This window comes from Sphingobium fontiphilum, assembly GCF_014196635.1.
In the GTDB taxonomy this organism is placed as follows: domain Bacteria; phylum Pseudomonadota; class Alphaproteobacteria; order Sphingomonadales; family Sphingomonadaceae; genus Sphingobium; species Sphingobium fontiphilum.
This window is the reverse complement of sequence record NZ_JACIEB010000001.1, coordinates 111,717-133,884: the sequence shown is the minus strand read 5'-3', so window position 1 is coordinate 133,884 and position 22,168 is coordinate 111,717. Positions and strand designations below refer to the sequence as shown.

21 protein-coding genes are annotated in these 22,168 nt (G+C 65.9%); 11 read left to right on the top strand and 10 right to left on the bottom strand.

What is annotated here, in order from left to right; translation table 11 throughout:
- Positions 1–25 precede the first annotated feature (25 nt).
- From surE to rimO, 4 genes are all read left to right on the top strand, one after another.
- Positions 26–790 (top strand): 5'/3'-nucleotidase SurE, encoded by a 765-nt coding sequence (gene surE, locus GGR44_RS00570; protein ID WP_183953510.1) that lies wholly within the window; start codon positions 26–28, stop codon positions 788–790.
- A 62-nt stretch (positions 791–852) separates the two neighbouring features.
- Entirely contained in the window at positions 853–1,914 is a 1,062-nt protein-coding gene (locus GGR44_RS00565; protein WP_183953509.1) for a LysM peptidoglycan-binding domain-containing M23 family metallopeptidase, read from the top strand.
- Positions 1,911–2,945 (top strand): potassium channel family protein, encoded by a 1,035-nt coding sequence (locus GGR44_RS00560; RefSeq protein ID WP_183953508.1) that lies wholly within the window; start codon positions 1,911–1,913, stop codon positions 2,943–2,945. Before GGR44_RS00565 ends, GGR44_RS00560 begins: the two co-directional genes overlap by 4 nt.
- 45 nt (positions 2,946–2,990) lie before the next feature.
- Positions 2,991–4,382 carry a 30S ribosomal protein S12 methylthiotransferase RimO gene (gene rimO / locus GGR44_RS00555; RefSeq protein WP_183953507.1) on the top strand — a complete coding sequence of 464 codons (1,392 nt, stop codon included), beginning with the start codon at positions 2,991–2,993 and terminating at the stop codon, positions 4,380–4,382.
- Between the two features lie 35 nt (positions 4,383–4,417).
- Here rimO and GGR44_RS00550 read toward each other — a convergent pair whose 3' ends face one another.
- On the bottom strand, positions 4,418–5,242 hold the full coding sequence (locus GGR44_RS00550; protein ID WP_183953506.1) for a DUF4163 domain-containing protein: 825 nt from the start codon (positions 5,240–5,242) through the stop codon (positions 4,418–4,420).
- A 28-nt stretch (positions 5,243–5,270) separates the two neighbouring features.
- Complete coding sequence (locus GGR44_RS00545) at positions 5,271–5,471, bottom strand: hypothetical protein (RefSeq protein ID WP_183953505.1); 201 nt, start codon at positions 5,469–5,471, stop codon at positions 5,271–5,273.
- A 142-nt stretch (positions 5,472–5,613) separates the two neighbouring features.
- Here GGR44_RS00545 and GGR44_RS00540 point away from each other — a divergent pair, with 142 nt between their 5' ends.
- From GGR44_RS00540 to argC, 4 genes are all read left to right on the top strand, one after another.
- Positions 5,614–7,008 carry a leucyl aminopeptidase family protein gene (locus GGR44_RS00540; RefSeq protein WP_183953504.1) on the top strand — a complete coding sequence of 465 codons (1,395 nt, stop codon included), beginning with the start codon at positions 5,614–5,616 and terminating at the stop codon, positions 7,006–7,008.
- Between the two features lie 69 nt (positions 7,009–7,077).
- Complete coding sequence (locus GGR44_RS00535) at positions 7,078–7,485, top strand: MarR family transcriptional regulator (protein ID WP_425511295.1); 408 nt, start codon at positions 7,078–7,080, stop codon at positions 7,483–7,485.
- Positions 7,445–8,353, top strand: a complete 909-nt coding sequence (locus GGR44_RS00530) for a C40 family peptidase (protein WP_183953503.1) — start codon at positions 7,445–7,447, stop codon at positions 8,351–8,353. The genes GGR44_RS00535 and GGR44_RS00530 overlap by 41 nt, the downstream gene beginning before the upstream one ends.
- Complete coding sequence (gene argC / locus GGR44_RS00525) at positions 8,350–9,294, top strand: N-acetyl-gamma-glutamyl-phosphate reductase (RefSeq protein WP_183953502.1); 945 nt, start codon at positions 8,350–8,352, stop codon at positions 9,292–9,294. The genes GGR44_RS00530 and argC overlap by 4 nt, the downstream gene beginning before the upstream one ends.
- 19 nt (positions 9,295–9,313) lie before the next feature.
- On the opposite strand, the gene GGR44_RS00520 is transcribed toward argC, so the two are convergent.
- Complete coding sequence (locus GGR44_RS00520; protein WP_183954174.1) at positions 9,314–9,517, bottom strand: hypothetical protein; 204 nt, start codon at positions 9,515–9,517, stop codon at positions 9,314–9,316.
- Positions 9,518–9,765: 248 nt separating this feature from the next.
- Between GGR44_RS00520 and GGR44_RS00515 the strand changes: the two genes are divergently transcribed.
- Together GGR44_RS00515 and GGR44_RS00510 are read left to right on the top strand one after the other, a co-directional pair.
- Entirely contained in the window at positions 9,766–9,945 is a 180-nt protein-coding gene (locus GGR44_RS00515; protein WP_183953501.1) for a hypothetical protein, read from the top strand.
- A gap of 39 nt (positions 9,946–9,984) precedes the next feature.
- On the top strand, positions 9,985–11,313 hold the full coding sequence (locus GGR44_RS00510; protein WP_183953500.1) for a PQQ-dependent sugar dehydrogenase: 1,329 nt from the start codon (positions 9,985–9,987) through the stop codon (positions 11,311–11,313).
- 74 nt (positions 11,314–11,387) lie between these two features.
- On the opposite strand, the gene topA is transcribed toward GGR44_RS00510, so the two are convergent.
- Complete coding sequence (gene topA / locus GGR44_RS00505) at positions 11,388–13,952, bottom strand: type I DNA topoisomerase (protein WP_183953499.1); 2,565 nt, start codon at positions 13,950–13,952, stop codon at positions 11,388–11,390.
- Positions 13,953–14,129: 177 nt separating this feature from the next.
- On the opposite strand from topA, the gene GGR44_RS00500 reads away from it, so the two are divergent.
- Complete coding sequence (locus tag GGR44_RS00500) at positions 14,130–14,609, top strand: hypothetical protein (protein WP_183953498.1); 480 nt, start codon at positions 14,130–14,132, stop codon at positions 14,607–14,609.
- A 10-nt stretch (positions 14,610–14,619) separates the two neighbouring features.
- Here GGR44_RS00500 and dprA read toward each other — a convergent pair whose 3' ends face one another.
- The 6 genes from dprA to GGR44_RS00470 form a co-directional block, all read right to left on the bottom strand.
- Complete coding sequence (gene dprA / locus GGR44_RS00495) at positions 14,620–15,702, bottom strand: DNA-processing protein DprA (RefSeq protein WP_183953497.1); 1,083 nt, start codon at positions 15,700–15,702, stop codon at positions 14,620–14,622.
- Positions 15,699–16,313: a glycerol-3-phosphate 1-O-acyltransferase PlsY gene (gene plsY / locus GGR44_RS00490; RefSeq protein WP_183953496.1), complete on the bottom strand. Its 615-nt coding sequence runs from the start codon at positions 16,311–16,313 to the stop codon at positions 15,699–15,701. The genes dprA and plsY overlap by 4 nt, the downstream gene beginning before the upstream one ends.
- Before the next feature lie 91 nt (positions 16,314–16,404).
- Positions 16,405–18,300, bottom strand: a complete 1,896-nt coding sequence (locus GGR44_RS00485) for an XrtA/PEP-CTERM system amidotransferase (RefSeq protein ID WP_183953495.1) — start codon at positions 18,298–18,300, stop codon at positions 16,405–16,407.
- Between the two features lie 10 nt (positions 18,301–18,310).
- Entirely contained in the window at positions 18,311–19,843 is a 1,533-nt protein-coding gene (xrtA, locus tag GGR44_RS00480; protein WP_183953494.1) for an exosortase A, read from the bottom strand.
- On the bottom strand, positions 19,840–21,063 hold the full coding sequence (locus GGR44_RS00475) for a TIGR03087 family PEP-CTERM/XrtA system glycosyltransferase (RefSeq protein ID WP_183953493.1): 1,224 nt from the start codon (positions 21,061–21,063) through the stop codon (positions 19,840–19,842). The genes xrtA and GGR44_RS00475 overlap by 4 nt, the downstream gene beginning before the upstream one ends.
- Positions 21,060–22,127 carry a FemAB family XrtA/PEP-CTERM system-associated protein gene (locus GGR44_RS00470; RefSeq protein ID WP_183953492.1) on the bottom strand — a complete coding sequence of 356 codons (1,068 nt, stop codon included), beginning with the start codon at positions 22,125–22,127 and terminating at the stop codon, positions 21,060–21,062. Before GGR44_RS00470 ends, GGR44_RS00475 begins: the two co-directional genes overlap by 4 nt.
- Positions 22,128–22,168: the final 41 nt, after the last annotated feature.

The window sequence follows — 22,168 nt, the reverse complement described above, 5'->3', positions numbered from 1 at the left end:
AAACCAACGTCTGGAGTGCCCGTTCTTGCGAATCCTGCTGACCAATGACGATGGCGTGCACGCGCCTGGCCTGAAAGTGCTGGAGGAGATCGCCCGCACCCTGTCCGACGACATCTGGATCGTCGCGCCGAGCGAGGAACAGTCGGGCGCGGGCCACAGCCTGACGCTGACCCGCCCGCTGCGCATCCGCAAACATGGCGAACAGCATTACAGCGTCACCGGCACCCCCACCGATGCGGTGATGATGGCAGTCGGCCATCTGATGAAGGATACGCCGCCCGACCTGATCCTGTCCGGCGTCAATCGCGGCGCCAATCTGGCCGAGGACGTCACCTATTCCGGCACCGTCGCGGCGGCGATGGAGGGCGCGATCTCTGGCGTCCGCTCCATCGCGCTCAGTCAGGTCTATCGCCGCGAAGGCATGGGCGACGCTGTGCCCTTCGCCGCCGCTCGCGCATGGGGCGATCGGGTGCTGCGCCCGCTGATCGCCCTGCCCGCCAGCCCCCGAATGCTGTTCAACGTCAACTTCCCGGCCATCGAGCCGGACGAGGTGAAGGGCATCAAGGTGGTTCGCCAGGGCTTTCACGATGTCGACCGCACCCGCATTGTCGAGGGACTCGATCCGCGGGGCTACCCCTATTACTGGTTCGCGCTGGGCAGCAGCGGCTCCGTGCCCGAAGGCACCGATCTGGAAGGCATCGCCCAGGGCTATGTGACGGTAACGCCGTTGCATTACGACCTGACGCAGGACAGCGGGCTGGCCGCCGCAGCGGCCGCCTTCGCTGACTGACTCGCATGGGCCGAGGGGGGATGGCGCTTTGCTCTCCAGCCGCTAGAGTGCAGGCGATGAGGATGCTTCGGCCCATCGGCGCGACCGCCCTGCTGTTCCTGCTGCCCGGCTGCATCCCCCGGTCGGCCGAACCCGCCCGCCCTTGGCCGCAACCTGCCCCGGCCCCCGCCCCGACTCCGCCGCCCGCCATCGGCGCCGATGCCGCCGCCGTCGATCTGCGCGAGCCCGATCCGGTCTGGAGCGCGCAACAGGTCGTGCCCCGCGCCCAGACCGTGGCGCCAAGCGTCTATATCGTGCAGGGCGGCGACACGTTGCGCGGCATCGGCAACCGCACTGGCGCGGGATCGGAAATGATCGCGATGGCCAACGGCCTCGCCCCGCCCTATGTCATCCATCCCGGTCAGCGGCTGACGATCCCTGGCGGCCGCTATCATCTGGTGCAGGAAGGGGAAACGGGCATCGCCATTGCGGTGGCCTATGGCGTGCCATGGCGACAGGTGGTGGAGGCCAACGGACTGACCGAGCCCTTCACCCTGCGCCGTGGCCAACGCCTGCTGCTGCCCGGCGAGGCGCCCGCGCGCGACATGACGCTGGAGCAGCGCGCCGCCGCCTTCCGCATCGACATTGACGATGTGCTGACCGGCGGCCAGCCCGCGCCAGCGGACAACGCGCCCGCCCCGACGGCGCGCGCCGACGCCACGCCCCTGCCCTCCAATGTGCCCGCCGCCACGCCGGGCGCTTTCCAGGGCAGTTTCGCCTGGCCGGTGCGGGGCGCCATCCTGTCGCGCTTCGGCCCCGGCGCCAGCGGTGCGCGCAATGACGGCATCGACATCGCCGCCCCCCTTGGCACCCCCATTCGCGCCACGGCGGACGGCGTCGTCGCCTATGCCGGGGACAAGGTGGCGGTGTTCGGCGGCCTGATCCTCATCACCCATGGCAGCGGCTGGGTCAGCGCCTATGGCCATGCCAGCCGGGTCGACGTGGTCCGCGGACAGAAAGTGATGAAGGGCGAGGTGATCGGCCTGTCGGGCGACAGTGGCTATGCCAGCCAGCCCAAGCTGCATTTCGAACTGCGCAAGGATCGCGCGCCGGTCAACCCGATCGCGCAACTGCCCCCTGCATGAATGTCGCGCCCAGGAAGTCGGCTGGCGACCCCGGCTTCCTGCGCCGCCGATCGTCCCTGCCGGTCTGGATCGACCTGCTCTGGCGGATTGCGCTGGTCGCGGGGCTGGTCAGCTTTGTCCTTGTTGTCCACTGGATCGACCGGGACGGGCTGAAGGACAATCTCGACAATCATATCAGCTTCATCGACGTCCTTTATTTCACCACCGTCACGGTGACGACGGTGGGCTATGGCGACATCGTCCCGGTCAGTCCGCAGGCGCGCCTGTTCGAGGCCCTGCTCGTCACGCCCATTCGCCTGTTCGTCTGGCTGATTTTCCTTGGCACCGCCTATAATCTCTTTTTCCGCAACATCATCCACAGGTGGCGCATGGCACGCATCCAGGCCGATCTGCACAATCACATCATCATCACCGGTTTCGGGACCAGCGGCAGCGAAGCGGCGCGCGAATTGCTGGCGCGCGGCGCCGATGCCAGCGAAATCGTTGTCATCGACCCTGATGAACGCGCTCTGGCAGAGGCGGAGGCGCTGGGCTGCAACGTGCTGTGCGGCGATTCGACGCGGGACAAGACGTTGAAGGACGTCGCCATCCATCGCGCCCGTTCCATGATCGTGTCGGCGGGTCGCGACGACACCTCCATCCTGATCACGTTGACCGCCCGGCACCTTGCCCCCCAAATCCCGATCAGCATCGTGGTGCGGAACGAGGATAATGAACTGCCCGCACGCCAGGCTGGGGCAACCACCGTCATCAACCCAGTCAGCTTTGCCGGACTGCTGCTGGCGGGCAGCACCAGCGGGCGACATATCGCCGATTACATGGCCGATCTGGCGGCTTCGGGCGGCCGGGTGAAGCTCAACGAACGCTCGGTCCTGAGCGAGGAAGTGGGACTGCCGCTGTCGGCCATCGCGTCTGGCCTTGGCGTGCGCATCTATCGCGGCGGGCGGCCCATCGGCTTCTGGGAAGAAGGCGCGCGGAGGCTTGAAAGCGGCGATCACCTGATCGAAATCGTGGCGGGCGACGAAGGCTGATCCACGCCCCATTCGCGCCCCGTGACATTTGGCGCGAAAAACCCTATGTGCGCGGCGATCATGGCAACCAAAATCCCCGACGCGCCGAAGATCGGCATGGTTTCGCTCGGCTGTCCCAAGAATCTGGTCGACTCCGAACGTATCCTGACCAAGCTGCGATCCGACGGCTATCAGATGTCCGCCGACTATGCCGGCGCCGACGTCGTGCTGGTCAACACCTGTGGTTTCCTTGATTCGGCCAAGGAAGAATCGCTGGAGGCCATTGGCGAGGCGATCGCGGAAAATGGCCGCGTCATCGTCACCGGCTGCATGGGCGACGAGGCGGAGCTGATCCGCGCGAAATTCCCGCAGGTGCTGGCCGTCACCGGCGCGCATCAATATGAGCAGGTGGTCAACGCCGTGCACGACGCATCGCCGCCCGTACCCAACGCCTTTGTCGACCTGGTGCCCGAAGGGGGCCTGAAGCTCACGCCACGCCATTACAGCTATCTGAAGATCAGCGAAGGCTGCAACCATCGCTGCTCCTTCTGCATCATCCCCTCGATCCGCGGCGACCTCGTCAGCCGTCGCATCGATGCGGTGCTGCGCGAGGCGGAAAAATTGGTCGCGGCGGGCACGAAGGAATTGCTGGTCATCAGTCAGGACACGTCGGCTTATGGCGTCGATATCCGCCACGAACCACGCATGTGGAAGGGCCATGAAGTCCGCGCGCACATGACCGACCTCGCCCGCGAACTGGGCCAGCTCCGCACCGCCGAGGGCAAGACGCCCTGGGTGCGGCTGCATTATGTCTATCCCTATCCCCATGTCGATCAGGTGATCCCGCTGATGGCGGAAGGGTTGCTGACGCCCTATCTCGACATTCCCTTTCAGCACGCCGCGCCCCCGGTGCTCAAGGCGATGAAGCGCCCCGCCAATGACGCGAAGGTGCTCGACCGCATCCGCAAATGGCGCGCCATCTGCCCGGACATCGCGATCCGCTCCAGCTTCGTGGTCGGCTTCCCCGGTGAGACCGAGGCGGATTTCCAATATCTGCTCGACTGGCTGGACGAAGCGCAACTCGACCGCGTCGGCGCCTTCCGCTTCGAACCGGTGGAGGGCGCGGCCGCCAACGCCCTGCCCGGCGCCGTGCCCGAAGAGGTGAAGGAAGAACGGTTTCAGCGGATCATGGAAAAGACCGCCGCAATCAGCGCCGCCAAGCTGGAAGCCAAGGTCGGTCGCACCATTCCCGTCATCATCGACGAGGTGGGCGACCCCGACGATGAGGATGGCTCCATCGGCGCGACCGCCCGGTCACAGGCCGACGCGCCGGAAATCGACGGCCATGTCTATCTGCGCGATGTGGGCGAAGGCCGCCGGGCGGGCGACATTATCGACGTCATCGTCGAGGATGCGGACGAGCACGACCTGTTCGGCGCGCCGGTAGAGAACGTCTGACGGATCAGTCGGCGGCCCATCTGCCCGTGCGGCGATCAGCCGCCCGCAAAGGCCGCCTGATAATGATCCTTGATCGTGGCGCGCACGGCCGCCGTCACCGGCAGGCTGATTTCATAGCTGCCCTCGGCATAGGGCCCGGCGGCATAGGGGCCGATCACCACCTTCACCGCGTCGAAAAGCTTGCCGTCGCGCGATGTCGGCGCCAGCACCTGCTCCATCGGGTCGACGCAGCGGGTGAACTCGTCGTCCGGGTCGGTCGCCTCGACCGGGGCGCCGCGACGCGCCGCCCGCTCCTTGTCCAGCGCCGCGCAGAAATCGGCGTTGATCGCCGCCTTGAAATCAGCGGGGGAGGACAGCATCGCTTCCATGCCCAGCGCGCGCTTCGCCTTTCGATCCCAGATCAACGCTTCATAGCCGGTCATGCCATGGGCGCCGCCCGTGAAGCTGTAGCCGGTCGATAACAGGCTGAGAAAAGCAGGCGTATTCCCTGCGACGCTCCAATGGGTTTCAAGCGCGTGGCCGTGGAAGGGAAAGCCGTCCTTCTTTGCGGAGGCCTGATCCTCCTTCGCCAGCTTCAGGGCGCTGACCTTGCTCTGCCTGATCTCGCGGTTGAACCGTCGAACCAGTTCGGGGATGGCCGCCGCTTCGGCCGGATAGCTATAGGCGAACTCCAGTTCCTCGCCCTTGTCCGTCACCGAAAACGGTTCTGCGACCGGATCAGCCTGATTGCCGCCGGTCATCTTTTCGGCAAAACTGGTGGCGTTCGCCACCTGGTTGGCGGCGTTGGTCGGCGCGTCGGGGGTGCAACCGGACAACAGGGCGGCCGCCATCCATGCGTATGCGAGCCCGCCCGTCTTCATCCTCGACACCCCCAAAATCTTCACTCCATCAATGCGCCTGCGCCGCCTGGCACCGCTCGCCCACGGCCTTGCGCGCAAACCCGCTTTCCATCGCGCGGCGCGCATTGGGCCAGCCCTCGGCGATGAGCGCCATTTCGACCGCGTGCGCGCCATCGAACTGACCGCTGTCCGCCAGAACATAGGCGCGGTCACGCGCGGCGCGCAAACTCCTGTCATCCATCATGTGCATCCCATGTCTCCTGCATATTCTTTATCAGGCTGCTTGTAGGACCGAAGAACGGCCCATGCAATTCGCGCCAGAGGGCGCACCCCGATAACGCGCAGCAAAATTGCGCGTTCCCTGACGCGCCGCTTTTAATTACAGCCATGACATGACTGTTTATGCCGATCTGCTGAAGGCCGACGCCGGCCAACCCGCCCGCCCCGTCCACATCGTCGACAGCGCCGGTTTCGACGCATGGCTCTCGGGCCAGCCCGAGGCCGTGCGCACGATGGTCGCAGCCGCGCGCTTTTCGGGCAAGGCCGGTGAACAGGTGATCCTGCCCGGAGCAGGCGCGGGCGAATGGCTGGTGGTCGCGGGTGTCAGGGATCGGGGCGCGCTTGGCCCATGGTGTCTTGCCCGGCTGGCCGAGACATTGGTCGAGGGCAGCTATCGCCTGGTCGACCGTTCCCCCGGCGAAGCGGCGCTGGGCTGGCTGACCGCGCAATACCGGTTCGACCGTTATCGCAAGGCGGATGACAAGCGCGGGCCTCGCGTGCTGCTGACTGCGGATGCCGCGCGCATAGACCGGGTGGTGCAGGCGGCCGAGGCGATCGCTCTCGTCCGCGATCTCGTCAACACGCCCGCTGCCGATATGGGCCCGCCCCATCTGGAGGACGCCGCCCGCACCCTTGCCGGCCGGTTCGGCGCAAGGATCGACGTGACCAAAGGCGACGATCTGGCCAGCGGTTTCCCGATGATCCATGCGGTGGGGAAGGCGGCCGACCGCGCCTTCGCGCCCCGACTGATCGAACTCCATTGGGGCCTGGAAGATCATCCGCGCGTGGCCCTTGTCGGCAAGGGCATCTGTTTCGACAGCGGCGGCCTCGACATCAAGCCTTCGTCGGCCATGCGCCTGATGAAGAAGGACATGGGCGGCGCGGCGCATGCGCTGGCGCTGGCCCAGATGGTCATGGCGGCAAACCTGCCCGTGCGCCTGCACCTGTTGATCGCGGCTGCGGAAAACGCCATAGGCGGCAATGCTTTCCGCCCCGGAGACATATTGGCGAGCCGCAAGGGGATAAGCGTCGAAATCGGCAATACCGATGCCGAGGGGCGGCTGGTGCTGGGCGACGCGCTGACGCTGGCCGGGGAAGCCGCGCCGCAGTTGATCCTTGATTTCGCGACCCTGACCGGGGCGGCCCGCGTGGCGTTGGGGCCTGACCTCCCCGCCCTGTTCGCCAATGACGATGCGCTCGCCGACGAACTGGTCGCGGCGGGCGCGGCGGCAGACGATCCGACATGGCGGCTGCCGCTGTGGGACGGCTATGCCGACATGCTGAAATCGGATGTGGCCGACATCAACAATGCCGGGGAAGGCGGTTTTGCCGGAGCGATCACCGCCGCGCTGTTCCTGCGCCGCTTCGTCCGGGATGGCACGCCATGGGCCCATTTCGACACTTTCGCCTGGCGCCCGTCGGCAAAGCCGGGACGGCCCAAGGGAGGCGAAGCGCTGGGCCTGCGCGCAGCCTTCACCCTGCTGCGCAACCGTTACGGCGCCAACTGACCGCCACAAAAATCGTCAGCTTGCCGGAGCCGTTACGCAACCGGATCGGCAATCATGCGTTCCATTGGCATGACCGCCTCCTCCAGCATCGATCCCGCCCTGCCCCGCGACGGCCAGCATTTCGCTTCGCTCAACCGCTGGATGCGAACGCTGGTCAACTATGTCCGGTCGGGAAAACCCGACCTGACCAATCGCCAGATGGCGTTGATGATGATGGTCTATACCCAGTCTGGCCCACACACCGTGCGCGGACTGGCCGATGCATTGCAGGTGTCAAAACCGGTCATTACCCGCGCCCTCAACAAGCTCTCGGCGCTCGGCTATCTCCGACGCGAGCGCGACGCAGCCGACAGGCGCAATATTTTCATTGTACGCACCCCGAAGGGTGCGGAATTTCTTGACGGATTTCACGATTTCATCGCAGGAGCGGGACGCGATGACATTGCCCACCAGCCCACATCAGAGCCCCTCGCCTGAACGCACCCGTTTCCGCCTGACCGGCCGTTCGGTATCGCTTGACCCCCGCGTCCATGCCGCGCGCGGCGACCTTGCCGACATGGCGCTCGCGGGCGTGCTCTTTTCCGCCCATTATGCCCGCGCCGTGCCGATGACCTGCGTTGCGCGCGGTTCGCGCGTGCTGACCAGCCCGGCGCATGGGGCCATGGCCTCCAGCGAACTGTTGCGCGGGGAAGTTTTCCACGTTCTGGACGTCACCACCGACTGGACATGGGGCTTTTGCGGGCATGATGGCTATGTCGGCTATGTCCGGCGCGAGGCGCTGGACCATGTCGAAACGCCTGCCTGGCGCGTCATCGCACGTGGGGCTCCAGTGTTCAGCGCACCCGACATCAAAAGCTGGATCACCGTTCACTGGCCGATGGGCGCGCTGTTCAACGGCGAATTGCAGGGCGACTTCATCGCCTGCGCCGAAGGCTTCATCCATGCCCGCCACGTCCGTCCGATCGCCGATGTGGAAAGCGACTGGGTGTCGGTGGCACAGCTTTATATTGGTCAGCCCTATGTCTGGGGAGGACGGGGCCACCATGGCGTCGATTGTTCCGGGCTGGTGCAAGTGGCGCTCGATGCGTGCGGCATCGCCACGCCGCGCGACAGCGACATGCAGCGCGAGTCCATTGGCAATCCCATTGCGGAAGATGCGCCGCTGCGACGGGGCGACTTCATCTTCTTTCCAGGCCATGTCGGCATCATGGCGGATGACACCCATCTGCTGCACGCCAACGCCCATTGTATGACAACCATGATCGAACCGCTGGCCGATGTCATCGCCCGGCTGGCGCCCGACCATGAACAGCCGGTGCTTGCCCGGCGGAGAATTGCGCCATGACCACCCATGTTTTCATCGACGGCGGCGCCGGGACGACCGGCATAGAGATCGCCGAGCGGCTGGCCGGCAGGCCCGAACTGTCGTTCATCACGCTGGCGGACGACCAGCGTAAAGATGCCCAAGCGCGTCGCACCGCGCTCAACGACGCCGATGTCGTCATCCTGTGCCTGCCGGACGAGGCCGCGCGCGAAGCGGTGTCGCTGATCGCCAACGACCGGACCAGGGTGATCGACGCCTCAACCGCCCACCGCGTTGCCAATGGCTGGACCTATGGCTTCCCCGAACTGGAACCGGGTCAGCGGGAAAAGTTGGCGGCGACGCGCTTCGTCGCCAATCCGGGCTGTTGGCCGACGGGTTTTCTGGCGCTGGTGCGGCCGCTGGTGCTGGCCGGGCTGCTGCCCGCAGAATGGCCCGTCACCCTGTCGGGCGCATCGGGCTATTCGGGCGGCGGCAAGGGCATGATCGCCGATTATGAAGGCGCGGACAGCGCGCCCAGCGCCTTCCGCCCCTATGGCCTGACGCTGGCGCACAAGCATATCCCCGAAATGCACCGTTATGCCGGCCTCGCCATGGCGCCGCTATTCGCGCCCGCCGTCGCCAATGTGTATCGCGGAATGCTTGTGGAAGTGCCGCTGCACCTTAGCGCCCTGCCCGGTTCGCCCAGCGTGGCGGCGGTGCAGGACGTGCTGGCCGCCGCTTATGAAGGATCGCCGATCGTTTCAGTCGCCACGGCTGAGGAAAGCGCCGCCATGAGCGGCGTCGCCATCGAACATGTCGGCGCGACCGATCGACTGGCGCTGTTCGCATTTGGCAATGCCGATAGCGGTCAGGTTAGGCTGGTTGCGGCCCTCGACAATCTGGGCAAGGGCGCGGCGGGCGCGGCCGTGCAGAATCTCAACATTCTGGCGGGCCTGCCGGAAACGACCGGCCTGCGCCTCTGATCCGTCAACCGGGCGCTGTTCAGTGGACAGTGCCCAGCGACCGTTCGACCGACAACAGCACGATCAGCCGTTCAATCTGTCGCCAGTGGCAGAAATGGATATAATTGCCCAGATCGCGGCTGCGATCCGCGCGCGCGGCGGCTTCATATCCGGCGTCGTCGCCGAACATCGTCATCAATTCCGCCGCATCATCATAGCTTTTGCGGCTTGCCAGATATGGCATATCCATTCTTACCCCCGACCCGGCCTTTATTGCTCGTTATGGCGCAAGCAAGCACGGGCCATGCCAGAATCGGCGCACGACGAACGGCGGCGGGATACAAGGGTGAAGACGGCGTTAGCCAAGTCCCGTTCCGGCGCGACTGGCGCAATTCGGGACAGGATCGTTCCGCAACGGCACATATTGGCGGCGCATATTTTGTGCCGCCTTGGCGCTAGCGCGGTCGCGCGCATCATGGCATGGGCAGCATCATGACCAAGCCCAAGGACAAACGGCCCGCAACCGGTGCGGGCGCTATCATCGCCTTTGCCATCATGGCCGGCGCAATCGGCGGCGGCCTGAAGGGACAGCCCAGCGCCGGGCTGCTCGCAGGTGCGGCCGTGGGCGCCGCGATCGCGATAGGACTGTGGTGGCGCGACACGCGCCGCTAAAACTTGCGGCCCGCCCGAACGCCGCATAGGAACATCGCCATGAAGAAGCATATTCTCGCGATCAGCCTTATCCTTGTCGTCCTGCTGGCGGCGGCCATTTTCTATTTCGGACGCGGCGATACCGCCCGACTCTCCCCTGGGGAGGATGTGGGCAAGGAACCCCGCTTCACGACTCCGCGCAGCGAGGCGATCCCGACGATCAACATTGCGGAGGTCGACCGTTGGAAAGCGGGCCAATCCCCCACGCCCGCAAACGGCCTGTCAATCGCGCGCTTTGCCGATGGTCTGGACCATCCCCGTTCCATCTTGCGCCTGCCCAATGGCGACATATTGGTGGCCGAAACCAACAGCCCCCCCCGGCCAGCCACCGGCATCACCGGGCGCGTCATGGCCTATCTGATGGACAAGGCCGGCGCTGGCGCCCCTTCCGCCAACCGAATTACATTGTTGCGCGACAAGGATGGCGACGGACGCCCTGAATTGCGCAGCGTGTTGCTGAGCGGCCTCAACTCCCCCTATGGCATGGCCCTGGTCGGCGACACGCTCTACGTCGCCAACACCGACGCGCTGATGGCCTTTCCCTACAAGGAGGGCGACACCCGGATCACCGCCGCTGGCCGCAAGATATTGAACCTGCCCGCGCAGGCGCCCAACATGCACTGGACCCGCAGTCTGGCGGCCAGCCCCGAAGGATTGCTCTACGTAGGCGTCGGGTCGAACAGCAATATCGCCGAAAACGGGCTGGAAAGCGAACAGAACCGCGCCGCCGTGCTCGAAGTGAACCCGAAAACCGGCTATTACCGCATTTTCGCGGCCGGTCTGCGCAATCCCGTCGGGCTGGCGTTCGAACCCAATAGCGGCGCTCTGTGGGGCGTGGTCAACGAACGCGACATGCTCGGCAGCGATCTCGTTCCCGATTATCTGACCCGGGTCGAATTCGGCGCCTTTTATGGCTGGCCTTGGAATTACTGGGGCGGTTATGAGGATCGCCGGGTCCAGCCGCAGCGGCCTGAAGTCCGCGAATATACCAAGCGACCCGACTATGCGCTGGGCAATCATGTCGCGCCGCTGGGCCTGACTTTCGCCCAGGATTTGAAGCTGGGCGCGGGATTTACGAACGGCGCCTTTATCGGCCTCCATGGCAGTTGGAACCGCAAGCCCGCAGCGGGATACAAGGTCGTCTTCGTGCCCTTCGCCGACAATGGCGAAGCGGGCAAGGGCAAGCCTGTCGACGTGCTGACCGGTTTCCTCAGCGCCGATGGGAAAGCCCATGGCCGCCCGGTCGACGTCAGCGCGGACGCCACCGGCGCGCTGCTGGTCAGCGACGATGTCGGTGGCGTGATCTGGCGGGTCAGCGCAAAGAACTGATCTTCCATCAGCCCATAAAAAAGGGCGGCGGCCTCCCGGTCGTCGCCCTTTTCATGCGCCTTGGCGGCAGTAGTCTATTCCGCCGCGGCCTTTTTCCTGGCCGGAGCCTTTTTGGCGGCGGGCTTCTTCGCCGCATCCTTTTTCGGCGCTGCTTTCTTGGGCGAGGCCTTTTTCTTGCCCTTCTTGGCCGGCGCCGCCGCCGCGCGCGCGTCGATCAACTGCGCGGCTTCCTCCAGTGTCAGCGCCTCGGGCGCGATCGTCTTGGGCAGCGTCGCGTTGGTCGCGCCATCGGTGACATAGGGACCAAAGCGCCCCTCCATCAGCTTGATCTCCGCCTCGGTGCGCGGATGCTTGCCCAGCATCTTCAGCGGCTCACGCGCCGCGCCACGGCCGCCCCGGTTGGCCGCTTCGGCCAGCCGCACCACCGCGCTGTTCATGCCGATTTCGAAAATCTCGGCCGTGCCCGACAATTTCCCATATTTGCCGTCATGCAGCAGATAGGGGCCGAAACGGCCGATATTGGCGACGATCGGCTTGCCCGTTTCGGGATGCAGGCCCACTTCGCGCGGCAGGCTCAAGAGCTTCACCGCCCAGTCCAGCGTCATTTCGCCATCGGGCAGATCCTTCGGGATCGAGCCGCGCTTGGCTTCCTTCCCCTCACCCATTTCGATATAGGGGCCAAAGCGGCCGGACTTTTTGACGATGTCCTGGCCAGTTTCGGGATGCTGGCCCAAAATCTCCGGCCCCGTGTCGGCGCCATCGCTGCCGCCCGGTTGGCCGAATTTGCGGGTATATTTGCATTCGGGATAGTTGGAGCAGGCGATGAACGCGCCAAAGCGCCCGCCGCGCAGCGAGAGCTGCCCGTCCGCGCAGAGCGGGCAGGCGCGCGGGTTGCTGCCGTCCGCCCTGGGCGGGAACAGCATCGGCTCCAGAAACTTGTCCAGTTCCGCCGTGATGTCGGACGGCTTCTGCTCCATCACCTCGGCGGTCTTGGGCTTGAAATCCTTCCAGAAGGCTTCGAGCACCTGCTGCCATTGGGCGCGGCCGCCGCTGATGTCGTCAAGCTCGTCCTCAAGCCCAGCGGTGAAGTCATAGGAGACATAACGCTCAAAGAAGCGCTCCAGGAAAGCCGTGACCAGCCGCCCGCTCTCTTCCGCGAAGAAACGGTTCTTCTCAATCCGCACATAGTCGCGGTCCTTGAGCACCTGAAGCGTCGAGGCGTAGGTGGACGGGCGGCCGATGCCCAGTTCCTCCAGCTTCTTGACCAGCGACGCTTCGGAATAGCGCGGCGGCGGCTGGGTGAAATGCTGGTCGGCCATCACCTTCTTCTTGGCGGGCGCATCGCCAGCGCCCATGCGCGGCAGCAGCCTGGAATCATCGTCATCCGAATCGTCGCGGCCTTCCTCATAAAGCGCGAGGAAGCCGGGGAAGATCACCACCTGTCCTGTAGCGCGCAGCGCGTGGCTGCCCGTGCCGTCCACCAGATCGACCGTGGTGCGCTCAAGCCGGGCGGACGCCATCTGGCTCGCCAGCGCGCGCTTGAAGATCAGGTCGTAAAGGCGCGCATGGTCGCCCGAACCCACCTTGTCGCGGCCGAATTCGGTCGGGCGAATGGCCTCATGCGCTTCCTGCGCGTTCTTCGCCTTGGTCTGATATTGGCGCGGCTTTTCGGGCAGGTAACCGCCGTCATAGCGTTCCGCGATCGCCTTGCGCGCGGCGGAGATGGCGCTGCCGTCCATCTGCACGCCATCGGTCCGCATATAGGTGATCGCGCCATCCTCATAGAGTTGCTGCGCGATCCGCATCGTGTGGCTGGCCGAAAAGCCCAGCTTGCGCGCGGCTTCCTGTTGCAGGGTCGATGTGGTGAAGGGCGGCGGCGGGTTGCGGGTGAGCGGCTTCGTCTCGACCTTCTCGACGGTGAAGCGCCCGGCCTCCACATCCGCCTTCGCCGCCATGGCGTCGCCTTCGCGGCCGATGGTCAGCCGCTCGATCTTCTCGCCCTTCCAGCGGACAAGGCGCGCGGTGAAGCTCTGCCCGTCCTGCTCCATTTCAGCCGCGACCGACCAATATTCCTGGGGGCTGAAGCTCTCGATTTCGCGCTCGCGCTCCACCACCAGCCGCAGCGCGACCGACTGCACCCGCCCCGCCGACTTGGCGCCGGGCAGCTTGCGCCACAGCACCGGCGACAGGGTGAAGCCCACCAGATAGTCGAGCGCCCGGCGCGCGCGATAGGCGTCGATCAGATCCTCGTCCAGCGCGCGCGGATGGGCCATGGCGTCCAGCACCGCCGCCTTGGTGATCGCGTTGAAGGTCACCCGGTCAACCGTCTGCGGCAACGCCTTCTTGGCGCGCAGCACCTCCTGCACATGCCAGCTTATCGCCTCCCCTTCGCGATCAGGGTCGGTCGCCAGGATGAGGCGCGTCGCCTTCTTCGCCTCATCGGCGATGGCCTTGAGCTGCTTGCCCTTGTCGCCATAATTTTCCCACGACATGGCAAAGCCATTGTCCGGGTCCACAGACCCGTCCTTGGCCGGCAGGTCGCGAATATGGCCGTAGCTTGCAAGGACATGAAAATCCCCGCCCAGATATTTCTCGATGGTCTTCGCCTTGGCCGGCGATTCGACGATGACAAGCTGCATTCAAACCCCAGTAGAAAAGTCTCTCACGTATGCGCGCGAGTGTGGAAGGCGATGACGGCGGGCGTCAAGCGGTGGGATATTGCATCGCGCGACCGTAGCCAATCCGTTCGTTCGCGACTATCGATTTCGACCGTGCGGGCGACGTTGGGCGTTGTGCTCTGATGGGGAAAAGACGATATGATCTTCTTTCGGACCTTCATTCTGCCGCTTGCAACCATGGCTCTAGCGAGTTGCAATGAAGTGCAAGTTTGCCAAATCTGTTTGGAGAACGATGCAAGCCGTCCGCTCAGCCAAAGGGAAGCGAGCCAAGTTTATATCTACCATAATCGTGCAAAACTGCCGTCACTCGCCCGAAACATTTTTTACAAAGAACGCTGCGGCATAGACTGTAAAGCGATAATGCGCTTCGATGTTCCGTCGGAGAAGGCTGGCGAAGTCGCCGAAACGTTGAGCGGACAAACGATGAGACCGCTCGACCAGAACGACCTAAGTAATTTTCTACTTGATGGTGATAGCGGCGTCTCATGGTGGTTGCCGCCAGCAACCAAAAACCTTGTTGGCGCTTCGGGCAATATAGGAGGCGGTCAGTTGGCGCGCATCGCCATTATAGATCGAGGCGCAATATCCCGCATCTATCTTTCCAGTTGGCAAATGTAGCGCCAGCAAGTCACCCCAAACTCACCCTTCCCCCCGCCTGCCGTTCCAGCCGTCCGGCCAGTTCCAGTTCCAGCAGCACCGTCTGCACCACGGCGGGGGACAGGGCGGACAGGCGGATGATTTCGTCCACCGGCACGGCCACCGGCCCCAACAGGGCGATCACCGCCGCGCGCTCCTGCTCCGCGACGTCGCTGCCCATGGGCGGCGCGTTGAAGTCCTGCCGCCCCTGCCGCACCATGCGGTCGTCGATCGCGCCCAGCGCCTCCATCACGTCGGCGGCGTTCTGCACCAGTGTCGCGCCTTCGCGAATCAGCAGGTTGCAGCCCTGCGCGCGCGGGTCGATGGGGGATCCGGGCACGGCCATCACCTCCCGTCCCGCCTCCGCCGCGATCCGTGCGGTGATGAGCGACCCGGACTTGGGCGCCGCCTCCACCACCACAGTCCCGGCGGCCAGCCCGGCGATGATGCGGTTGCGCGCCGGGAAATGGCGGGCGAGCGGCTGGACGCCCGGCGGATGCTCCGTCACCAGCAGGCCGCGCTCGGCCACCTCCGCCTGCAAGGTCGCGTTTTCCGGCGGAAAGGCGATGTCGAAGCCGCTGGCGATGACCGCTATGGTTCCGGTGTCGAGCGACCCCTGATGCGCGGCGGTGTCGATGCCGCGCGCCAGGCCCGAAACAACCACCGCGCCCCGCTGCCCCAAGTCCTGCGCCAGCCCGCGCGCGAAACGGATGGCGGCGGCCGACGCATTGCGTGCGCCCACCATGGCGACGCAGGGCCGCGCAGGCAGCGCCACGTCGCCCCGCACGATCAGCGCGGGCGGCGCGCCCTCCAACTGGTCGAGGAGGAAGGGGTAATCGGTGTCGCCCATCAACAGGTAGCGCGCGCCCAGCGCCCGGCTGGCGGCGATTTCCCGCTCGACCACGGCCGCTTCGGCCAGCACCGCCCGTCCGCCGCCGCGCGCGGCGAGATCGGGAACGGCGCGCAACGCCTCCCCCGCCGAACCGAAGCGGGCGAGCAACTGGCGGAAGGTGACGGGGCCGATCCGGGGGGATCGGATCAGGCGGAGCCGGTCGAACCGCTCCTGCTCGCTCATGCGGCAGGCGTTTCCGTCTTGGACCGGCCGATTTTCGGCTCCGTGCCCTTTACCAGCCGGGCGATATTGGCGCGATGCCGCCACAGCAGGATCAGCGCCATGGCCAGCGCCACGGGAACCAGATCAATGCGCCCCATGAACCACAGGGCGACGGGCGCGCTGATCGCCGCCGACATACCGCCGACCGACGACCATTTGGTGCCGAACAACATGCCCAGCCACACGACCGCAAAAACGATCCCGGCAGGCCAGTAAAGCGCCGTCACCACGCCCATCATTGTCGCCACGCCCTTGCCCCCGGCAAAGCGCAGCCAGACGGGGTAGCAATGGCCGATAAAGGCCATCACGCCCGCCATCGGCCCGCCACCGTCCAGCATCCATGCGCCGACGCCGACCGCCGCCGCGCCCTTGGCCAGATCCAGCAGCAATGTCGCCGCCGCCAGGCCCTTGCGCCCCGTCCGCAGCACATTGGTCGCGCCGATATTGCCCGAACCGATCTGGCGCAAATCGCCCGCGCCGCCGATGCGTGTCAGCAGCAGGCCAAAAGGGATGGAGCCGAGCAGATAGCCGAGCACCAGCAGGGTCGCGGGAAGAAGCCAGGGTGTGTTCATGCCTGCCATGGATTAGAGTTGCGGCGCGACCATAGCGTGACAGGCGCGCCGGGCAATGGGGATGACGCCGGCCGCCGCCATATTGGACAAATCAGGCCCCGAACAGTCGCCCCAGCGCCTTGTCCAGCATCACCAGTTGCCACAGCAAGCGGCCATGGTCGGCCAGCCCCGCCTTGTGATCGGCGGCAATGCGACCGAGCGCGACAGGATCGAACCATCCGGTCCGCGCCAGCGCCGATCCGCCCGCCACCGCCGCCGCTTCCCCGGCCAGCGCGCCGCGAAACCACTGGCTGATCGGCGTCACAAAGCCCATTTTGGGGCGATAGAGAATGTCCTGCGGCAGATAGGCTTCCATCGCCTTCTTCATCAGATATTTGCCGCTGGCGCCGCGAATGCGCTGGCTGACGGGCAGGCGCGCGGCAAATTCGACCAGCCGGTGGTCGAGCAACGGTTCGCGCGCCTCCAGGCTGACGGCCATGCTCATCCGGTCGGTCTTGGTCAATATGTCGCCGGGCAGCCAGAGGCGGATGTCGGCATATTGGGCGCGGTCGAGCGGATCGCGCGCGGGCGCATCCGCCATCGCCTTGATATAGCGGTCTTCGGCCCGGTGCCCGTGCAGGCTGGCGCGCATGGCGTCAGTGTAGATGCGCTGGCGCAGCGCGCCCGGCGTCACGCCGACCGACGCGGCATAGGCTTCGCCGCCGTCGCCCGCCAGTTCCAGGAAGGTTGATTTTGCCCGCAGGAAACGCGGGGCCCAGTCGGCCTTGGGATAATAACGGCCCAGCGCACCGAACACCGGCTTGCGGATGGCGTCGGGGATCATGCCGCGCAGCCGTTCGCCGTGCATCTGGAAACGGTGACGACGGTATCCCGCAAAGGCCTCGTCCGCGCCATCGCCCGACAGCGCCACCGTCACCTGTTCGCGCGCCAGTTCGCACACCCGATAGGTGGGCAAGGCGGACGCGTCGGCAAAGGGCTCGTCGAAATGAAAGGCCAGCCTGTCGATCAGGCCATAGTCGTCGGGAGAGACGATCCGCGTGCGATGATCCGTGGCGAAACGCCGGGCGACGCGGTCGGCATAGGCGGTTTCGTCCAGGCTGGCGACGTCAAAGCCGATGGTGCAGGTCTTGACCGCCTGCGCCGATGCCTCCGCCATCAGCGCGACGACGGACGAGCTGTCCACCCCGCCCGACAGGAATGCGCCCAGCGGCACATCCGACACCATGCGCGACCGCACGGCATCGCGCATCAGCGCGACCAGTTCCTCCTCCAGCGCCTCGGGCTTCGCCCGGCTGCGATCGGCGAAGCTGACGTCCCAATAGCGTTGCGGCGCGCCCAGCGGCCGCCCGCGCACCAGCCGCAGCGACTCCCCCGCGCCCAGCTTTTTCACGCCCGCGACCAGACAGGCGTCGTCGGGCACATAGCCATAGGCCATATAATCCTCGACCGCCGTCAGGTCGGGCGCGCGGCGCAGCAACGGATGGGCCAGCAGGCTTTTGAGTTCCGACCCGAAAATCACGCTGCCATCCGACAGCGGCGCATAATGGAGCGGCTTCACCCCCAGCCGGTCGCGCACCAGCCACAGCGCCCCCGCCCGCGCATCGAACAGGGCAAAGGCGAACATGCCGATGAACTTCTGGACGCAAGCCTCGCCCCATTGGCGGTAGCCGTGCAGGATGACTTCGGTGTCGCTGTGAGTGCGGAACACATGACCCTTGGCCTCCAGTTCCGCGCGGATGTCCACGAAATTATAGATTTCGCCGTTGAAGACGACGGCCAGCGCCTCGTCATCGGTGACCATCGGCTGCGCGCCGCCCGCCAGGTCGATGATCGACAGGCGCAAATGGCCCAGCCCAACGCCCGGCGCTGTCCATATGCCATCGCCGTCCGGGCCGCGATGCGGCATCGCCTCCAGCATCCGGCCGACCCGCGCGGGGTCGACGGGCTTGGCGATTTCCAGATGAAATATGCCTGCTATGCCACACATGATCGCGGCCTTACCGCATGCCCAGGCTGGCGTCAGCCAAATCCTGCACCGGTCCCAGATCGCGCAGGAAGGCGGCGATGGCGGCGTCGGCCGCTTGTCCGTCGCGCTGTTCGGCGGAAATCAGGATGGCGACGGCGCGCTGGTCACGGCCCAGCAGCCGGGCGATCAGCGTGTCGATCTTCACCCGCGTCCGTCCGCCGGTCAGCGCCGCGTGGCCGACGCGGTAATAGCTGACGACATGGCGCACCACCGGGCCGGGGGCGGTGATCTGTTCCCCGCGCGCATCGGCGGGCGCGGGCGCGGGCGAGGACCAGACCCATTCGCTCGTCGGATCAGCCGCGCCCTGCGCAAAACCCACCAGTTCGCGCCCTTCGGACTGCGTTCGATAGGTGGCGATGGCCAGGTCCACTACCTGCCCCGCGCCATTGCGATAACGCATGGTCATCAAATGATCCGCGCCATCAAAGCGCGGCCGCCAGGGATAGGCCATCGGCGCGGTCGTCGCCTCCCACCCGGCGACGCGCGGCGTCGGCAGCCTTGCAGGCAAAGGCTCACCCGACGCTGCCGACAACCCCAGCCACAACGGCGCGACAAAGGCCAGCGCCAGCCCGCCACCCAGCACCATCGACACCGGCCCGTCGCCGCGCACCACCCCTTGCAGGGCGCGCGGATCAAACACCGGATCGCCCGGCCCGCGATCAAAGAAGGGCCAGGCGACGGCCATGGTCACGGTCATCACGATGGCGAAGAATACCCAGCCATAGACGACATGGTCAAAACCGACGGCCGCGTCGACGGTCGTCCAGTGGGCGACCAATATGGTGGCGAAGGCGCGCACGCCATTGGCCAGCACCGACAGCGCCAGCGCCCCGCCCATGAACGCGAGGCGCCGCCCCCAGCTGCGGAAGCAGACGTGGCAGACAAGGACGCCATAGGCGGTCATGGCGATCAGAAACTTCGCCCCCGAACAGGCCTCGGCCACCTCGAAATAGCCGGTCGGCGTGGTGATAAAGATGCCCTCCAGATGAGCGGGCACATCGGCCAAGCCAAGAAACACCATGGCGAGCTTTGCGGTCAGAAGCTGGAGCGCGGGCACCACTTCCTCGCCAAAGGGCACCATGAAGAAGGCATAGAATAGCGGGAAGGCCAGCGCCCGCGCGACGGCGGGGCCAAGCAGCGCGATCGCAGCGCCCTGCATCATCACCACCACCGCACCCTGCCGCACCATAGCGACCCCGGCGGCCTCGCCCAGCATCCAGGCAAAAGCGCCCAGCCCCAGCCAGACCAGCCCCGGCGCCCAGGCGACCGGCGTCAACTGGCGCAGGCCATCCTGCCGCTGATGCACCAGCCAGCCAATGATCGGGGGAATGAACAGGCAATGGGCGAAGGTGGAGGCGTTCCACCAGATCGCCACCATGTCGACAACATCGCCCGCAAAGGTGAATAGAATCGCCGCCCAAACGATGCCGAGCGCGATCAGGTGACCGCGCCATCCCGACAGGTCAATGCCGATGGGCGCGCGCAGGGAAAGGCCCGCCTTCACGCCGCCGCCTGCGCCGCGTCGTCCCAACCGATCATGGCGGGCAACCCGGCCAGCGTCGCGTCCCAGCGATAGCGCGCTATCATCCGCGCCCGCGCCGCCGCGCCGATGGATGCCGCCCGCGCGGGATCAGCGAGCAGCGCCAGCACCGCGTCAGACTCCGCCGCCGGATCGGGCGCGATGATGAACTCGCGGCCGTTCGCCGCATCAATGCCCTCTGCCGCATGCGGCGAAGCGACCACCGGTCGCGCCATCGCCATCGCCTCCAGCACCTTGTTCTGGATGCCGCGCGCAATCCGCAGCGGCGCGACGACCACATCCGCCGCCGCCAGCCAGCCGCGCACGTCGGGCACGCCGCCAGTCACGACTATTCCCGGCTGCTGCGCCAACCCCTTTACGGCGGGCGTCGGATTGCGCCCGACAATAGCGAAACGGGCGTCGGGATGCACCGCGCGGATGGCGGGCATGGCGACCCGCGCGAAACTCTCCACCGCCTCGACATTAGGGCGATAGTCCATCTGGCCGGTGAAGGCGATCAGCGGCCCTTGCCCGCGTTCGACCGAGGGAAAGGCGGCGGCAGGATCGAAATAATCCAGGTCGACGCCATTTTCCATGGCGCCAATACGCCCCACGCCCGGCCCGATGGCGTCGCGAAACAGCGCGGCTTCGGCTTCGCTGACAAAGGTGCACAGGTCCGCGCGCGCCGCCACGGCCCGTTCGAAATCGAATAACATCCGCCCTTCGCGCCGGTTGATCCAAGCCATGGGACCGCTGCCCTGCGCGCCATAGGCGGCATATTTGGCCGAATCGAAATCGACGAAATCCATCAGAAAGCGGGTGCCGGGCTGCAACAGGGGCACGAAATGCGCCATCTGCGCCGAATAGGCGACCACAGCGCGGATCGGGCGCTCTCGCAATATCCGCGCGACCCAGCGGTGCAGGCCGGGATGGTCAAACAGCGTGACGAGCAGCGATTGCCCGGTCGCCAGCCCCTTCAACCCCGCCACAGCCCGCGACCGATCACGCCGCAACACGCAATGGCTGGCGGTAAGCGCCGCCATATCGGGCGCAAAGCCCATGTCGCGATCATCGTCGGCGAAACAACCGACATGGACCGGCGCGATTTGCGCCAGCGCCTTCAGCAGATGACAGGAGCGGATCTTGTCCCCGCGATCGGGCGGAAAGGGGATGCGATGGCAGAGGAAGAGGATTTCCCCGCTCACCCCAGCCCCCGCGCAATATGAGGGCCAATGATGTTGGCGATCGACAGCGGCAGTTTCTTCCACAGCTCCACCTTGCGCCGATATTGCGGCGACAGCGGATTGACATCACGGGTCGCCTGGCCGGGCGCGGTGCGCACGGCGTAATTCAGCGGCTCGCCCTCAAAACCCCAGCTTTTCTTCCAGGCGGCGGGTCCAGTGCCCGCCTTCGACCGGCCGAAATCGAACATCGTGCAGCCCCGCTCGCGTGCTTCGCGCATCATTCGGAAATAGAGCACCTCGTTCGACCGCATGGCCCGCGCGGCTTCCCCCGCCCCGTGCCAATAGGGCATGCAGGCTCCGCGATGATAAAGGCTGATGACAGCCGACAACGGCACGCCATCCTTCGACACCATGCCGATGTCGGCATCCGGGCCGAACCGGTCCAGGACCGCCTCGAACAGAGCGCGCGGGAAGACCGGCGTGCCCAGATGATGGACGCTCATCGCATAAAGCCGGTAATGAATGTCGCGCAGGCGCTTGTCGCGGCCGACTTCGAAATCCAGCCCTTTTTCCAGCCCCTTGCGAATTTCGGCCCGGTGCCGCTTGGGCACGGCCTTCAATTCCGCCTCGTCATCGGCGGCCAGCGCGCGGGCAAAGCCCAGATAGGTGTCGGCCTTCACCGTCCAGTCGGCGGGCGCTCCGCCCCCGCGCAGCTCGACGGTCGATGCGCCCAGTTTTTCCGCCAGAGTCCATGCCGCATCGGCCAGCAAGGCGGGCGCCTTGCGATGGGTCGCCAAAATACCGCCATCGACGGCGAAGCCCGACGACACCAGCGCCTTGCCGAACAGCGGCGACTTGATGAAGGTCAATGGCAACAGGCCCTCGATCTCGCCAGACGGGCGGGTCGCCACCAGCATGATCGCGCGCTGCCCGGTCCCGGACTGGACCGCCTGTATCCAGGCGGGCCGGTGGAAGGGCGTGGAATCGGGATGCTCGCACACCCAAGCGTCCAGCCGCGCGGCCATGGCGGCGTCGCGCAGTGGCGCTTCCTCCACAATCAGGCTCAAATCGACCATAGCGCTCATCGCCACATCATTTCCTTGTTAGCGCCGCCATCATAGCCCGC